The organism is Kosakonia sp. MH5, assembly GCF_009935945.1.
Taxonomy (GTDB): domain Bacteria; phylum Pseudomonadota; class Gammaproteobacteria; order Enterobacterales; family Enterobacteriaceae; genus Kosakonia; species Kosakonia radicincitans.
In genome coordinates, this window is sequence record NZ_QODH01000001.1 from 1 (window position 1) to 16,461 (window position 16,461).

Below are 16,461 nucleotides of genomic sequence, written 5' to 3' on the forward strand. Positions count from 1 at the left end.
GCCGGAAATAATATCGACGAGATGATTGAAGCCGTGCAGCGTGTTTCGGACATTATGTCGGAAATCTCCGTCGCGACGGATGAGCAGAGCATCGGGATTAGCCAGGTCAATGAAGCCATCGTACAAATCGATTCTGTCACCCATCAGAACGCGCAACTGGTTCAGCAGGCGGTTATTGCCGCGAATGCGCTGGAAAAACAAACCCGGCGGCTCACGCAGACCGTGGCGTTCTTCACTACGGCTTGATAAAGGGGATAAAGTTGGGGCCGTTATATTACCGGCCCCGCCTTCTTCGCCGTAATTTCTGCGAAAAAATCTATGATGTGAACCACGCGCAATTACCCGAGCGTTTAATAGTACAGCGTGGCACTTTTCGCTCATATTTGGTTTAACGATTTTATTATTTCAGAAGCGAAATGCGATATTAACTCATCGCTGTGTTCGGATAGTAACGAAAAACGGGGGAGTTCGAAGATAAGACGCTCTCTGGTTGGCTCGAAATAGTCGGGAACATTCGGTCCTGTCTCTACGCAGCACTGAGCGAATCCCCATAAGATATCGAGTATTTCAACCGTAAGTAACTCATCTGCGCTATCAAGGATCTCTAATATAAATGGAAGGGCAATATATCCTGCTGGCGCCATAGAAACATGCTGATGACATAGTCCGCACCAAAGCTTATGACTGGCGGTCTTTGCTCCTCGTGATCATCAGATGCTAATTGTAATAATAGTTCAGGAACATCATTTGCGGGTCCATATGCTGTATAGGATGAATTCCAGTTTACTGCATAAATTCTGTCCTCGAGTGATGTATTATTCATCGATAATTTCCTTTACTATTAATGAGCATAGTTAATTGATTGTTCCACATTAACTATAAGTATCCCTGCAAACCGGCCCATTCACTTTTAGAGATCTTCCGACATACTAATTATGTCCCCGTGAGGAGATCGCCATGCGTAAGCCCGATTCACTGAGTTAGTTCACTGAAGCACGTTTTCGTTACATTACCCTCCCCCTTATGACGGCAATTTTAACACTTCCCGGGTTCCACTAACGGCATGTCAGCATTCCGCCATCGGAGCCATCCCCCATGATGTCAGCGCCAGAGGATGGTGCTCCTGACATTTCAGACTGACCTGCACCAGAAGATCGGAAGTGTCTGGATTATCAGTATCCAGTACGATTGAAATAGTCATTTACCGCCGTGGTAAGCATATGATGTAAAAGCCAAACACCGGCATACACACAGGTATTTTGCCATGAAAATTTTATTCAAATCCCTGCTGATCGCTGTTGTCTTATCCTCTGTCTCTGCTCATGCGGGCACCACAATCTACCATGATGGCGATACAACTTATGTGGACAGCGACAAGGGCAGCACCACTTATAAAAAAATAGGGGACAGAGTTTTCGGTAGTGATGGCAGCAACACCTACCAGGCTGGTAACAGGACCTTTAGAGAAAATAAAGACGGACCTACAATTTCATATTACGAATCTGCCGGCATAATTTTCGGAACCGATGGCAGTAGAAAGCAAACCATTGGCAAATATACTTACATTACCGACGCAAACGGCAAAACCCAGACTTGTTATGACGAGGGGCCCCGGACGTTTTGTAACTGAACACGACCGGTTGGGTTTGACCTAATCTTCCCCTGCTCCTGTGCAATAGTGCCAGGACTGACACAGACCGGCACGATGCCGGTCTGCTGCACAGGATCGTTTGCTATATCATTACCCTATACGGAAACCCGGACGGACCGGGTGCGTTCAGTTCTGCGCTTTTTGTATCGCGGAAAGGTTCTGCTGTGATGAGGGCGAATACCGTGATGTTTTTCGGTGTCGCGTTCTGTGCTGGCATCACAATCAGACCAGGTGTCCCTGGACAGCCCCAGCGCATCATTTTTCCAGGACCGCCATTCTCATCTTTCGGGCTCTGCTCTTCCGCCAGCTTCCGGACAGCGACCTTTTCCTGAACTTTTTTCATTTTGATTGATGAAAACCCCTACGTCACACGTTTCTTCATTGAATCATACTTTTCCTGGTTCGCCAGCCTTGAAATGCTGTGAATCATGCTACGATTGTGTTTTGCCAGCAGGACGCTGGATTTGTATAACATACCGTAATCAAAAAGCTTACCTGTCTGCCAAAGGGAATTACCGGATGTCCACTCAATGTAATGCTGACCGGTGCTGAGCCATGCCAGCATCCGGGTACAACACAGAGCACACGACGGAAATCAATACGCAGGCCGTAACCTGGCTGGTGCGATTGACCTCGGGTGATATCACCAGCGATGAGCTGGCCGCTTTTGAGCGCTGGCGCCGCGCCGACAGCCGCCATGAAGCCGCGTTGGTCGATGCTCGCAGTCTGTGGGTCAGCATGGGAATGTCGCTGGAAAACTACTATCAGCCGGATGCTCTAAGCGGTATATCTCCGCATGAGCAGGCACGGCGCCGCTTCTGGCGGTGGCAAATTATGCTGCCCACTGCGGGCCTGCTGTTATTCTCGGCTATAATGACCCAAAACTGGCTTTCGCGCTGGCAGTACGACCACTACACTTCCAGCGGAGAGCAGCGCATGCTGTCGCTGGATGACGGCAGCCGCATGTGGCTGGATGCTGACAGCGCGGCGGATGTGCGGGTGAATTCCGGGCAGCGCTTCGTACGCCTGGCTCGCGGTGAAGCCTTTTTTGACGTGGTACATAACCCGTTGCAGCCGTTTATCGTTGATGCTGGCGTCGGGGAGGTGAAAGTGCTGGGCACCGCCTTTGGCGTGCAGCGCGACGGTGACGGTATGGTGGTCACAGTGGAGCGTGGCAGAGTAGAACTGAGCCGCAAAGATCATCCTGATATGCAGCTCAATACCAATCAGCAAACAGAACTACACGGCGGGCAGGACAGCGTAAAAATTACCACGGTCAATGCCAGGCAGGTTCTCTCCTGGCATCAGGGGAAACTGATATTTGAAGAGCAGCCGCTGGGGACCATTCTCACCACCCTAAAGCGCTACGATAAGCGGGTGATTGTGTTTAACAGCGATCGCCTGGCCGCCATTAAGCTTAATACCATTATCGATATCAATCATCTCGACGACTGGTACGACGGTCTGCAGAAGTCTCTGCCGGTGAATATCAGCCGGGTAGGTCCGGTAGTCTGGCTGCGTGAGCGCAAGTAAGCGCTAAGGTCACAGCCTTAGCGCGCCGCTATCAGTCTCGATCCGCCATCGCCAGCTCATTCAGTTGCTCCATGGTCAGCAACTCCCAGCTTCCCCCTTCATGTAGTCGCAGCGCCTTGCGGTGAAAGCGCATTACGCTTGGCCGGTGCCCGACGCTGATCCACGCCGTTCCTGCTTCTTCCAGCAGTTGATACAGCGCCGCCTCGGTCTGCAAATCGACGGCGCTGGTAGCCTCATCCAGAAACAGATAACGCGGCTTAATCAACAGCATACGGGCGAAGGCAATTCGCTGCTGCTCGCCCAGCGAGAGCACGCGTGACCAGTCGGCAACCCGATCCAGCGGCCCGTGGCGGGCCAACAGATCACCGAGGCACACCTTTTCCAGCAGCCCCGCCAGTTCGCCGTCACTGACTGGTGACTGTGCAGCGGGATAGCATATTTGGCTACGCAGATCGCCTTCAAAGGTATAGGGGCGCTGGGGCAGGAACAGGCAGGCCCCCATCTCCAGCGGCAGCGTCACGCTACCCTGCCCGTTCTGCCACAGCCCACCGATAGCACGCAGCAGCGAGCTTTTCCCCACGCCGGTACGGCCAACGATAATCAGGCGGCTGTCTTCCGGCAACTTCAGGTTGAGGTTTTGCACCAGCGACTGCTCACCGCCGGGCGTTTTCAGGCTAACGTTGCTCAACTCAATGGTTTTACCGGGCTTCATGACCAGGTTATTTTTATCGTCGACCTGAGCTTCCTGCAACCTGAGGAAGGTTTCGTGTATTTCCGCCAGCCGCACCACGTTCGGCACGGTCTGGCTGAGTAACGGAATATAGGTGGTCAGCACCGACAGGCTGTTGAGGAGCATAGTGGCAGAGGCGGTTGCCTGCGCAATGCTGCCGTAGCTGATATCGCCACGGAAATAGACCGGAACGAGGATAATCAGCGGCAGATAATTCCACACCTGGCCAACGCCCTCGTTCATCAACTGCATATAGATGCTGTAGACATTTGCCCGCATCCGTTTGCGGATGGCGTTCAGCAGTCGGGTAATGATATGCTCCACCTCCACCGCTTCTCCGCGATAAAACGCAATGTTCTCAGCATTATTCCGCACGTGGGTCAGCCCATAGCGTAAATCAGCTTCGGCCACGGTGACATCGAAGTTTTGCTTGATGGTTGGCCGGTTGATGTAATACATCGCCACCGCCTGGAACAGCGCAAATCCGATAACCCCAAAGAACATCGGGGTGGAGATGCTCATCATGATAGTGGTCTGTATGCCCATATCCATCAGCGAACCAATAAACTGGCGGGGGAATGCGCCCACCGTGCCGCAGAAGGGTTCCACCTCCTGCTGAATACGCTGGTCAGGATTATCGATCTTCTCATCCTGCAATATATAATAATAGGCGTGACGGTAGAGATAGTTGTCCATAATGTATTCTGTCAACCAGCGCCACCAGTGCATCGCCAGCATCGAATCAATCAGCTGCTGCACCATATCCGCGCCAAAACGCAGCACGCCGAACACCGTCAACCAGGTAAACAACTCCCAGTAGAGATCGGTCCGTTTATCCACCAGCGCATTAGTGACATCGGTGGTGAGCTGGGTAAGCTTTGCTCCCGCCAGACTGAAGCCGCCCATCATCAGGCAGAGAATGCCCACAGTCAGCCAGGATTTCCAGGCATCTTTGCGGGTCCAGTATGGTGCGGCCAACTGCCACACGCGGCGGAAGAACAGGCGATTTAACCGGTGCCGGTTTTGATCGTTTTTTAGTTCCGATAACATCACAGCCATCCGTTATGCCCTTCAAAAAATAAGAGGATCAGACCGCCCGGGCCTGAATATGATATGAAGCTGCATCATCCCCCTGCTGTTCCGCTTCACTGTGCTGCGTCAGCCGCCACTCGCCGTGGGCCATCAGGTGCAGCTTTTGCGGATGGAACTGCATCAGCGTTTCGCGATGCCCGACGCTGATGCAGGTGATTTTCGCCTCGCCGAGCGCGAGATAGGCCAGGTGTTCTGTTTCCACATCCATCGCGCTGGTGGCTTCATCCAGAAACACATAGCGCGGTTGATGCAGTAAAATACGGGCAAACGCCACCAGTTGCTGTTCACCCAGCGACAGTACTTTCCGCCAGTCTTTAATGCAGTCCAGCCCACCCTGCTTCGCCAGAAAATCCGGCCTGCCAAGGCGGGTAAACGCCTGTTGGATGAGCCGGTCATCCCCGTTTTCTGTCGGTTTCGGGTACAGCAATTGGGAGCGTAAATCGGTGAGGACCATGTAAGGTTTCTGTGGAATAAACATCATTTGTTGATGTGGCGGCAACTGTATCTCACCTTTGCCGCGCTGCCACAATCCGGCAATCGCGCGCAGCAGCGAGCTCTTCCCTACCCCAGTCTGTCCGACAATTAACGTATGCTGGCCTTCGGCCACACGCAGGGAGAGGTCACGTACCAGCTGCTGCTCGCCGCCGGGTGTGGCAACATCAACATGTTCCAGAGTGACAATCTCCCCTTGACGGCAATGAATGTGAGTCTCCTCGTGGGTTCTCTGCGGATCGTTTAGCTGATTGAATTTTTCCTGGATCTCGGACAGCCGCACCACGCTCGGCATGGTGCTAGTCATAGTGGGAATGAAATTAGAGATCACCGACAGGCCAGATAGCACCATGGCCGCCGCCGCCGCAACCTGATCGATAGAACCATAGGCCACCTTGCCGCTGAAGTAGAGCGGCACAACAAAAAAGATTGGCAGCAGGCTGAAGATCAGGCCCATCACCTGATTCACTACACTCATGCGGATGCCGTAAAAAATCATCGTCATTTTGACCTTCGCCACATCGTGTAGCCGTTGATGCAGTCCCTTTCTTTCGCTGTTTTCTCCGCGATAGAAAGCGATAGTTTCCGCATTGTCACTCAGGTGCATCAACCGCGATCGCATGCGCGCCTGAGCCACGGTCAGATCCCAACTCTGCTTAATCGTCGGGTTATACAGCCACATTGACACCAGCGTATTCACCCCGGCATAAATCACCACCGCCCAGAACATATTTGGCGATACCTGAACAATAATGTTGGCCTGTACCGCAATGGTCATCAGCGAGCTGAGAATAAACTGCGGTATGCCAATCACCGTCTGGCACACCGACGGCACCTCCTCCTGCAACCGTTGATCCGGGTTATCGATAAACCCGTCTTTCTCGATTTCGTAGTAGGTGCGGTTGTGCATATAGGCATTCAATAAATGCCGTGTCATCCATTTACGCCAGTCCAGCAAAAGCCATGAACTAAACCAACTGGTCATCTGCACCGCCAGCGTCTGCATCAGACCGACAAAGGTCATCCAGATCATGATGCGCCAGTAAATGCTCTGTCTCGCCACCAGCGCATTAGTGGAGTCTGCCACCAGATTGGAGATATAGCCGCCAACCAGGCTGAAGGCTGCAGCGGAGGAGAGCAGCATCGCCATAATTGCCCACGCTTTCCACGCCTCAAGGCGGCACCAGTATGGCGCGCTTAGCGTATAGAGCCGACGAAAAAACAGCGCGTTCAGTTTGTAGCTGCGGGCAGCAGCGGGTTGTTCATCAACTGACATTGCAAATATCCACACGATTTCCAGATACCCAGAGAACGAGTAAGGAGCCGTAAATCCACAAACGTGCAGCCAAATTGTGGAAAAGCTTTACCTGACTCGTTCTATCGGCACTGACTTTTTTCGATACATCACCTGTTTTGGAGCCTGCATGAACGACGTAACGACGGCCGTCCCCACTCTGACGGCCACGCTGCCCGAGATCCCCTTTCAGCGCTTTACCCTCGATAACGGCCTGACTCTGCTGGTGTATGAAGATGCCAATTCACCGACTGTTGCTGTCCACCTGGCCTATGGCGTAGGTGCGAAGGATGAGCCCACCGGCCGATTTGGTTTTGCTCATCTTATGGAACACCTCATGTTTTCCGGCAGTGCGGCACTGCCGGGCAGCTATATCAGCCACCTGGAACGGGCAGGAGCAGAAGGGCTAAATGGCGTGACCAGTGCTGATGTCACCCAGTTTTTCCAGTCGGTGCCGCCGGGATCGCTGGATTATGCGCTGTTTGCCGAATCGGATCGGATGGGATACCTGCTTGGTGGCCTGGTCCCGCAGGCACTGGAGGTACAGCGGGATGTAGTTACCCGTGAAATGGAAGAAAACGAGCTTCAGCCGCTGGGGGCTGTACAAGGACTGATCCTGCGGCATCTGTTCCCGGAGAAGCATCCTTATGCCCATAAAGTTGCAGGTGAACGGGCTGATTTACAGCAGGTTAGCTTTGCTGATGTAAAGGAGTGGTACCAGCGTTATTACCGGCCCAATAATGCGGTAATCACTCTGGCTGGCGCAATTACCCCCGAAGAGGCGCGGGAAAAAGTACAACGCTGGTTTGGCGACATCGCGCCGGGCGAAACACGGGAAACTGTGCAGCGCTGGCTACCTGAGCTCAGGCATGAAAAACGCCTGCACCTGCAGGATCGCATTGACAACCAGCTGCTACGAATCTGTTGGCCAATCCCACCCTACGGTGAGAATGACACTACGGCGCTGGAACTGTTTGCCGGGGTGCTGGCCGATACTGCCTTGTCGCCGCTGGTGATCCGACTGATGGTCGATAATCAGTTTGCTACCGCAATATCAGCCTTTGTTGAATCCGGCATGCTGGCGAGCTATTTCAATCTGCGCATCGAACTGCATCCGGGCGTCAGAGCTGACGATGTGGAGCATCACACCATGGCGGTATTGGAGGAGATGCAAACCACGCCGCTGAACCCCGATCTGCTCCAGCACAGCCAGCAGTTGCTGCTGGAAAACTCACGGTCTGACTGGGCCGATCCCCTGACGCTTGCCGCAGCTCTGGGGCGACATGAACACTTGCCAAAACGCGCCGAAGGTCTGCGCCAGCGCGTGGTCCAGGCGCTGAATATGTCTGCCGAAACTGTAGTCGCGGCGGCACAGCGATGGTTAAAGCAGGGGCGGCTGGTCGTGCAAGTCGATCCGTTTACCGCCGTGACCGGCAACCATCATCCTGCGCCAGCACGTATAGCTCCGCCAATTATTATCGCGCCGCTAGCTCCTGTGCCTGCGGCACAGCGGCGAGTACTGTCAAACGGACTAAATATCGTCGTCATTCCTGCAATTCAGCAGGGATTGCTTAGCGCCAGTCTGATCGTCGAAGCCGGATCGCAGTTCGATCCGCCGGAATACAGTGGCCTGGCACAACTGGTCGCAGGACTGATCGCCAGCAGGGAAAACGACGGTATAACCCTTGAACAATGGCTGTGGTCGCAGGACGCGGGCATGGTACTTGACGTCGGTGTGAGCAGTATCGCGCTCAGAATGCAGATGCCGGAGCCGAGCGCCGAACTGGTTTTCCATCACCTGAGTGATGTACTGCGCCGCTCTCCAGCCTCGGCGGAGAGCATTGAAGCACATCGCGATCATTACCTGCAGGTGCTAAACGATCTGGACAGCGCAGCATGGGCCCTGCCTGCCATTTGTTTCCCTCCGTCACATCCGTTGCGCCGCCCGGCGTTTACCCAGGGCACCGCCGCCAGCCTGGCACTAATCACGCCCAAGGCGGCGGATGCGTTTTATCGGCAACACTATCAGCCACACAACGCCACCCTACTGCTTTGCAGCTCGCTGCCCATTGAGCGGCTGAGCGCGCTGCTGGAACGCAGCCTGGCGCAGTGGCAACCTGCAACTTCGGCGGCCCCAACACCACCAGCCATTCCCCCTGCCGATACCGCTGGCTCACTGTTGCTGATCGATAACCCCACAGCGGCAGTGACGACGTTAATGGCGTGGTTTGTACTGCCGGGCATCGGATCGCCACACGATGCCGCTGTGCAGTTGATCCATCCTTTACTGGTCACCAGCTTTGCTTCGCGCATTAATTTTTCCCTGCGCGAAGTGGATCGCCTGACCTACAACGTGACGCCGCTCAGCCAGTCACTGCCAGGCAGTCGCCTGCTGGGCTTTGAAATGACTCTGGCTGCCGAAAATACTCTGGCAGCGGTTAAAGCTATCCGCCGCGAATGCGATGCACTGCTGGGCAATCGACCGCTTACCCGGGAAGAGATCCTGGGACTTATCCAGATAGAACAGCTACGACTGAGCCGACCAACAGGCAGTGATTATGAAGCACTATGCCGACAGGAATCGCTACTGCGTGAGGGACTAACAGAAAATTACCGTCAGCAACTGATGGATTCTCTGACTGCACTCAACGAGGTTCAGATCGATCCTCTGCTACGCCAGGCAATCGCACCAGGATGTGGAAAATGGCTTATCGAAGGCCCGGTAACCGCCGTAGCTGACAAACTAGCGGACATACTCGCGCTGCCTGCCGGGTATTATCCCCATAATCCCGAGGCGTTTTATAAATAAATTCCTTCACCACACGTTTTCCGTTGCGATGTTTTCACCGCTAATTCGTTTTCTCTGAGATAACACTAACTCATGACTGGAATCACACTTTATGGCATCGAAAAACTATCACTCCTGGCTGATGCTGGCGGTGCTGGGGGGAAACCTGGCGGGCACCTCATCCACGCTGGCGCAGCAATCTTCACCAGCCGGAGACAACGCCAGGCAGGTACAGCGATATAATTTCAGCATTCCTGGCGGCGGTTCGCTGGCCGAGGCGCTACTGGCCTTTGGTCAGCAGAGTGGCCTTCAACTCATTGTGCCAAGCGAACTGACCAACGGGCTTTCGAGTGCGGGCTTCAGCGGCAACTATTCGGCTGATGACGCCCTGCGTACGCTGCTGTCGGGCACCCCGTTGAGTTTTAAATATGTCAACACCAATACCATCCAGATCTATAGCACCGCACAGGCCTCAACCGACGGTACCGAAGTTTTAGGTACGGTTCAGGTAGATGGCGCGCTGGATCAGGGCAGCGACACCAAAGGTGTTAATGGCAGCACGGACATTACCGCAACCGAAGGGTCCGGCAGTCTGAATGGCGGCATGCTTACCGTCGGTTCCAAGGGAGCAACCAGCGTTAAAGATACGCCACAGTCGGTCAGCGTTATAACCAGTGAAACCATGCAGCAGCAAGGTATTCGTACCTTGAACGATGCGATGCAAAAAGGCACTGGCATCACAGTGCAACAGGGCAATAACTCGCGCGAGAAAAATTTTTACTCGCGTGGATTTCAGATCACTCGAGCCAGCATCGATGGTGGATCGCCGATCGATATCACCGGCGGCACCAACTATAACAACCGCTTTTCTCCTTCTTTTGATATGTCGATGTACGATCACGTGGAGATCCTGCGCGGTGCCGACGATCTGTTTAACGGTTTCAGCACCACAGGCCCGGGCGGGACCGTTAACCTGGTACGTAAACGCCCGCTCGATCACTTTCAGCTAAAGTACGACGGCTCGGCGGGCAGTTGGGATAACTATCAGAACTCGCTGGACCTTACTTCTCCGCTGAATGACGCTGGTACGCTGCGCGCCCGTGCCGTCTTAACCCGCAAAGACAGCCACCATTTTTACCGCACGGCAAAAGATGAAAATACCGTGGCCTACGGCACGTTGGAAGCCGACCTGACGTCATCCACCTTGTTAACCATAGGCGGCAGCTATCAGCGCATTCGCGGCGTACCACTTACTAACGGCCTGGAGCTTTACCCGGATGGCAGAGATCCCCATTTCAGTCGCAAAACGGCGTGGGTGTTTCCCTGGGAAAAGTCAGACTCCGATACGCGTGAAATCTTTGCTAAGCTGGCTCAGAAAATTGGCGACCGCTGGAACTTCAACCTGAACTATACCGGGCTGTATCAGCGTAACAGCACTATTTACTCTAATGTCGCCGGAAATATTATGCCGGATACCGGCTTGTTCTCAGCCGAGCCCATCTCCGCCGACGGCAGCAATAGTAATAACAAACAGTTCTCTTTTGACTCCACGCTGACCGGAGAGTTTGACGTCTTTGGCCTACCGCAGAAGCTGACTTTCGGTGGGAATTATTCCAAAGAAAACTACTGGATGACCTCCCCCGATGCTGCCAGCATGGTCAACGGCTGGTTCGGTACCACTGGCCCGATAATGGACCCGTGGCACTGGGATACCTCGGTGCCTGAACCGTCAATTCCGGCGGGCTATTATGCGTATATGAGCAGCGGCTCCTCAGTAAACTGGGGGATGTACTCGCAACTGGTACTTACCCCGTGGAAACCACTGCACTTTGGCCTCGGTCTTCGGCTGAACGCCTATAAAAGTAATACCCATACCAGTACCGCCAGCGATCAGAGCGACATCAGCGAATCCACCCGTAAGTGGGAAAGTCCTTACTACTCGGTCAGCTACGATATTAACGATGACCTGAGCTGGTACGGCAGCTACACTAAAATCTTCATCCCGCAGAGTAATATGATCGCACCTTCAGGACAGCAGATCGATCCGGAGACCGGCAGTAATCTGGAGACCGGCCTCAAGTACGCCCAACCGGGAGGTCTGCTGAATGCGTCGCTGTCGCTGTATCAAATACGTCTGGTGAATCAGGGGCAACTGATCGGCGCTGATTCTGTAAATCTGGGCGGCGGACGTACGGGCTACTACCGCAACGCGCCGGATGCGAATATCAGCAAGGGGGTGGATCTTGAGATCACCGGTACCGTACAGCCGTGGTGGCAGACCTCGTTAGGATATACCTATAACTTTAACAAGACCTCTGATCTATCGTCGGACGGACTTAACGACAGCATCACCACCTTCACACCAAAGCACACTATTAAATGGTGGAACGACTTCCAGTTTAACAATGCCGGGGAGACGTTAAGCAAGTTCAGCTTTGGCGTTGGCGTACAGGCACAGAGCAAGACCAAACAGATTGGTAGCTGGTACGACGATGATTTTAACCAGCACAACTACAACGCCAATACTGCATTCTATGCGGTGTATTCCGCCAGAATCGGCTACGCTATTAACCGCAACTGGAGTGTTGCCCTGTTGGGCAATAACCTGTTCGACAAAACTTACTACTCCACCGTCGGCAACTTACACGGCGGCTACTGGTACGGCGATCCACGTAACTTTGTGCTGTCAATTAGCGGGACCTTTGACTAACCAACTTATCGCCTGCTGCTGCACCCCGAATCATGATTCGGGGTTTTTTATGCGCCGGAAACGGCACAAAAAAAACCTGCCCCGGGAACTGATGCCGATCGGTGAGGATAGATGGCGTCATGCCCGCAGGCAGGTTTTTGATTTCAGGTCATTATGCAGCGTCAGGCGCCTGCTTCATCAATTGCAGGAAACGCGTTCTGAATACCTGTATGCGCTGCGGCTCTCCCGCCGCAAAATCTTCGTTAAAAAGCGCTTCTTTCTGCACATAATCAGCAAACTCAGGTGACTGCTGCCGCCATTGCAAATGCAGCTTTTCTAATGCGCCTTCTGATTCCTCCTCCGGGATTGCCGCCAGTTGTGGTTCAATCCACGCCCAGCGTCGATCCGCCATCGCCAGTTCATCCCTGCTCCAACCTGCGTTAATTTGCTCCAGATGGAACTGGATCTGATACCAGTGATGCTGAATAGTACTCGTCGCATGCGTATCGTTGAGCGCCGACGGCGGCGAAAGGATAGACAGCAGAGAACAAAGATGCTGTTCAAGATCCTGCCCACTCTGGCAAGAATCGTGATGTTCTCTGGCTTCCTGTTGAATCTTCAGCCATACCTGCCGCGGTGTCTCCCGCCCGGTCAGATAGTGGTGGGTCAGTTCAATCCAGTGTAGCCGTAGCGTATTCAGCGAAGACGAAAGCACTGCAGGCCAGCGGAGATCCGCATCTTCCAGCCACTGCACCAGTAAATGCAGTGGAACATCGCCGTAGGCTTTTCCGCTCGCCAGAACGGCGATCAGTTCGTCGATCTGCTGCGGGGTGACAAAATCGAGAACCTCCAGCCACAGCGCCAGTGCGGGTGGCAGGCCGGAAACACGTTCAAATACATCCAGCGATTCCTGTCCTGCCAGCACGTAAGGTGCGGTCAGCAGATCTTTCGGGCGCGGGAAGGCATAGTGAGAGATTTCAGCGGCCAGTGCTTTCTCTTTCAGGCGCCCGGTCAGGAACCTCCGCAGTTCGTCGTCACCGTAGAAAGATGGCCAGGGCTGTACCTCGGGCACCACCACTTCTCCCTCAGATTCAATTACAATCCCTTGCGATCTCAGCCAGTTATTAAGATCTGAAAGTGAATCCACGCCCACTTTACGCGCCACTTCGCTACCGTTGCGGAACAGGAGTAGCGTAGGGATACCGCGCACACGGAAACGCGGCAGCAGATGTTCATACTCCTCCACGTCCAGTTTAGCCACCGTCAGTTGCCCTTCCGTTGCCGCCGCCACTTTCTCCAGCAGCGGAGCAATAGCCAGGCAGGGGCTGCACCAGGGAGCCCACAGGTCCAGCAGCACTGGCTGCTCAGCATGGTTCAGGGCATCGTCCAGCGTGCGGTCCGTCAGGTTAATAATGAGATCAGACATAGTAACTCCATGATGTTGGAAAAAGGGCTGCGCGTTGTGCTGTGGTCATGCTTAGTCATAAAGCGCATCGCCGCCGTCGTTGATAACGTGCAGATTGCCGGGGAACATCGCGGCAAGTTCTTCCCGGAACAGACTGGTATCCCCGGCAATCACCCAGGTCAGCCGTTCAGGGGAGAACAACTGCTGTGCCAGATCGTTAATCTGCTCCAGCGTGATTTCGCCGATACGCTGCTGATGAGCCTGCCAAAAATCATCGGGCAACTGACTGCGCAGCAGCCAGGAGATCATATTGTTCAGTCCGGACAGGCTTTCGGCGCTACTGCTAAAACCCAGCAGACTGGTACGGCGAACCTCTGCCAGCTCATCCGCCGTCACCGGCCGCTCGCCGATCAAAGCCCGGTATTCCGCCAGAATTTCACTGATGGCATCGCAGGTACGATCGGCCTGGACTTCGGTTTGTACGTAGTGAACCCGTTGTTGAAAATCGTTAATCAGTCGCCCTTTTACGCCATAGGTCCAGTTTTTATCTTCCCGCAGGTTCAGATTTATACGGGAGGTAAAACCGCTGGCGAATACTGCGTTCAACAACTCAAAGCCGGCTTCATCGGTGTCGCTAACACCCGGCAGCAGTGAAGCTGCGGCGATGGAGGTTTGCTCTGCACCTGGGATATCAAGAATCCAGACACGGGGATGCATCGGCGGGTCTGCCTGCGGTATCGCAGCATTATCCATTGGCAGCCCCGCCAACTGCCCTACTGAGGTATTCAGTAGCGGCAACAGCACGTCCAGGGTTATATCGCCGGTGACAACAAGTGTGGCCCCCTGGACATTAAGCAGTTGCGGTAGAGCCGCCATTAACTCGGGAAACGTGGTCTGTGTCAGCCCGGCGTGGGTGCCTTCTGACCCGCCAGGCACCCGGCAAGGATGACCTGCGGGATAGAGCAGGCCCGGCAGGACGCGCACGACCAGCGCACTGGCAATCTGCTGCTGTTCGGTCAGCGCATCAAGCTGGATTGCTCGCTGCCGCTGGAAATCTTCCTCCAGCAATACACTATGCGCCAGGCGATCGCTGAGCAGCGCCAGCGAGGCAGGCAACTGCGGGCTGCGACAGGAGAGCAAAAGCGAAAAGTGTCGCAGCCGCCGGCGTAGCTCCATGCGGCAGCCCAGATCGCGGCAGGCCTGGTTGAAGGAGAAAGCATCCCGTTCACCGGCTCCGGACTGGTTAAGCAGCTCGCTCAGCAGTTGATGCTGACCGGGTCGCGGTAGCGCAGCTGTAGGCAACAACAGATCGAGGTAGATATCGTTCTGACCATGCCGTTCCAGCAGCACCAGTCGAATGCCGTTAGCCAGCCGGGCATGCTGCACCTGCGGCAACACCAGTGGCACCGGAGGCTGGATTGCTGGCGGCGGCGTGCGCTGGGCGGCGGTTGCCGTTTCATCCGTTCTGGCGGTGAAGGGTTCTATCTCCAGCGTATAGTGCGGGCGGCTCAACCAGCGCCGGGCGACCTGATGCAGATCGTCAGGCGAGGCGTTGTCCAACTGGCTGAGCTGCTGGCGAAAGGCATCGGCATTGCCCAGCGTCACCTGGCAAACCGAGAGCAATGCGGCTATCTGCGCCGAAGTCTTATAACTATCGCGGAACAGGTTAAGTGCATCATTCTTCACCTCACACAGACGTTGGTCATCGCATGGCTGCGCAAGAAAAGCGTACACTTCCTCCAGCAGGCTCTGCTCCAGCGCGGACAGCGCCTGTCCTTCGGCAACGGTAGCACTGATAATAAACTGGCTGCACAATGCACCGTCAGCGACCATAGCCTGCACACTACTGGCTATCTCCCTGACGTACACCAGATTTTTGACCAGTACGGAAGACAGCCCTGATGCGAGATAATCCGCCACCAGCGACAGTAACGTGGCATCCGGATTACCTGCCGGAGGAATGTTCCATACCAGTTGCAGTGTACCGTTGGCGACTTTCGCCTGGTAGCGATCGCGGCGCTGCGGAGTGATATCGGCGATCCAGCTTTCAGGACGGGCCAGCGGCTGTCCGGCAGGAATATCGCCAAACCAGTGGCTGACTTTCTCCCGCGCGGTAACGAGATCGATATCGCCGCACAGCGCGAGCACCGCATTAGAAGGCGTGTAGTATTTCCGGAACCAGTGCTGCACATCTTCCAGTGTAGCGGCTATCAAATCCTCTTTTTCACCGATAACGGTATGGGCGTAGGGATGCTCAGCGGGGAAACAGCCCCGCGATTTAAACTCGTAGAGCTTGCCGTAGGGACCGCTCTCGGTCTCCAGTTTTTCGTTGAGCACTACCCGCCGCTGCTGATCCAGCGACAACTGACTGATGCTGTCGCAGAAATGCCCCATACGGTCCGACTCCAAAAACAGTGCATAGTCAAACGATCCTGTCGGCACAGTGGCGTGATAGGTGGTGCGATCGGTGCTGGTATAGGCGTTGAGGTTGGTGGCTCCAGCATGAGTCATCTTTTCCAGAAAGGAACCGGGTGCATGTTCGCTGCCTTCGAACATAAGATGCTCAAAAAGATGGGCAAATCCGGTCATCCCTGCGAGTTCATCTTTAGAACCAACCTGGTAAATTAGCTGATATGACACCAGCGGCACATCGCGGTTTTCTGCCACGATAACCGTTAGTCCGTTATCCAACGTGAAGGTACTGGTGGGGAAAGCGATATCGGCCAGAGGCTCGCGCTTATCCGATATGGGTCGTAGCCTGTACTGCGTTGTCAAAATCTATCCTCT

General features: G+C 54.5%; 10 protein-coding genes and 1 pseudogene. 5 read left to right on the top strand and 6 right to left on the bottom strand.

All coding sequences use genetic code 11. The features are described from left to right. Nucleotides 1–246: pseudogene (locus DK872_RS00005) on the top strand (methyl-accepting chemotaxis protein); the annotation flags it as partial. 820 nt (nt 247–1,066) lie between these two features. Here DK872_RS00005 and DK872_RS27805 read toward each other — a convergent pair. Then, complete coding sequence (locus DK872_RS27805; RefSeq protein WP_007374857.1) at nt 1,067–1,201, bottom strand: hypothetical protein; 135 nt, start codon at nt 1,199–1,201, stop codon at nt 1,067–1,069. A gap of 63 nt (nt 1,202–1,264) precedes the next feature. Here DK872_RS27805 and DK872_RS00010 point away from each other — a divergent pair, with 63 nt between their 5' ends. Next, entirely contained in the window at nt 1,265–1,630 is a 366-nt protein-coding gene (locus DK872_RS00010) for a hypothetical protein (RefSeq protein WP_035890526.1), read from the top strand. A gap of 103 nt (nt 1,631–1,733) precedes the next feature. On the opposite strand, the gene DK872_RS00015 is transcribed toward DK872_RS00010, so the two are convergent. Continuing rightward, a complete protein-coding gene (locus DK872_RS00015) occupies nt 1,734–1,994 on the bottom strand; it encodes a hypothetical protein (protein ID WP_035890523.1) in 261 nt (86 codons plus the stop codon). Nucleotides 1,995–2,206: 212 nt separating this feature from the next. On the opposite strand from DK872_RS00015, the gene DK872_RS00020 reads away from it, so the two are divergent. Continuing rightward, nucleotides 2,207–3,184, top strand: coding sequence for a FecR family protein (locus tag DK872_RS00020; protein WP_007374854.1), 978 nt, complete (start codon nt 2,207–2,209; stop codon nt 3,182–3,184). 31 nt (nt 3,185–3,215) lie between these two features. Here the strand turns inward: DK872_RS00020 and DK872_RS00025 are convergent, their stop codons facing one another. After that, on the bottom strand, nt 3,216–4,964 hold the full coding sequence (locus DK872_RS00025) for an ABC transporter ATP-binding protein/permease (RefSeq protein ID WP_161517837.1): 1,749 nt from the start codon (nt 4,962–4,964) through the stop codon (nt 3,216–3,218). A 37-nt stretch (nt 4,965–5,001) separates the two neighbouring features. Next, nucleotides 5,002–6,774 carry an ABC transporter ATP-binding protein/permease gene (locus DK872_RS00030; RefSeq protein WP_161517838.1) on the bottom strand — a complete coding sequence of 591 codons (1,773 nt, stop codon included), beginning with the start codon at nt 6,772–6,774 and terminating at the stop codon, nt 5,002–5,004. A 148-nt stretch (nt 6,775–6,922) separates the two neighbouring features. Here DK872_RS00030 and DK872_RS00035 point away from each other — a divergent pair, with 148 nt between their 5' ends. Next, on the top strand, nt 6,923–9,601 hold the full coding sequence (locus tag DK872_RS00035) for a pitrilysin family protein (protein WP_161517839.1): 2,679 nt from the start codon (nt 6,923–6,925) through the stop codon (nt 9,599–9,601). 91 nt (nt 9,602–9,692) lie between these two features. After that, nucleotides 9,693–12,290, top strand: coding sequence for a TonB-dependent receptor (locus DK872_RS00040; protein WP_079517990.1), 2,598 nt, complete (start codon nt 9,693–9,695; stop codon nt 12,288–12,290). Nucleotides 12,291–12,441: 151 nt separating this feature from the next. Here DK872_RS00040 and DK872_RS27810 read toward each other — a convergent pair whose 3' ends face one another. Together DK872_RS27810 and DK872_RS00050 are read right to left on the bottom strand one after the other, a co-directional pair. Next, nucleotides 12,442–13,695 (bottom strand): co-chaperone YbbN, encoded by a 1,254-nt coding sequence (locus tag DK872_RS27810; RefSeq protein ID WP_144135601.1) that lies wholly within the window; start codon nt 13,693–13,695, stop codon nt 12,442–12,444. Between the two features lie 51 nt (nt 13,696–13,746). Then, the gene (locus tag DK872_RS00050; RefSeq protein ID WP_161517840.1) at nt 13,747–16,449 is read right to left on the bottom strand and encodes a pitrilysin family protein; all 2,703 of its coding nucleotides are present in this window, start codon (nt 16,447–16,449) and stop codon (nt 13,747–13,749) included. Nucleotides 16,450–16,461: the final 12 nt, after the last annotated feature.

What these genes read in the sequence shown, in the direction of transcription:
- DK872_RS27805 (WP_007374857.1), bottom strand. Translation starts at nt 1,201, where the DNA reads ATGACTATTTCAATCGTACTGGATACTGATAATCCAGACACTTCCGAT.
- DK872_RS00010 (WP_035890526.1), top strand. Translation starts at nt 1,265, where the DNA reads ATGAAAATTTTATTCAAATCCCTGCTGATCGCTGTTGTCTTATCCTCT.
- DK872_RS00015 (WP_035890523.1), bottom strand. Translation starts at nt 1,994, where the DNA reads ATGAAAAAAGTTCAGGAAAAGGTCGCTGTCCGGAAGCTGGCGGAAGAG.
- DK872_RS00020 (WP_007374854.1), top strand. Translation starts at nt 2,207, where the DNA reads ATGCCAGCATCCGGGTACAACACAGAGCACACGACGGAAATCAATACG.
- DK872_RS00025 (WP_161517837.1), bottom strand. Translation starts at nt 4,964, where the DNA reads ATGTTATCGGAACTAAAAAACGATCAAAACCGGCACCGGTTAAATCGC.
- DK872_RS00030 (WP_161517838.1), bottom strand. Translation starts at nt 6,774, where the DNA reads ATGTCAGTTGATGAACAACCCGCTGCTGCCCGCAGCTACAAACTGAAC.
- DK872_RS00035 (WP_161517839.1), top strand. Translation starts at nt 6,923, where the DNA reads ATGAACGACGTAACGACGGCCGTCCCCACTCTGACGGCCACGCTGCCC.
- DK872_RS00040 (WP_079517990.1), top strand. Translation starts at nt 9,693, where the DNA reads ATGGCATCGAAAAACTATCACTCCTGGCTGATGCTGGCGGTGCTGGGG.
- DK872_RS27810 (WP_144135601.1), bottom strand. Translation starts at nt 13,695, where the DNA reads ATGTCTGATCTCATTATTAACCTGACGGACCGCACGCTGGACGATGCC.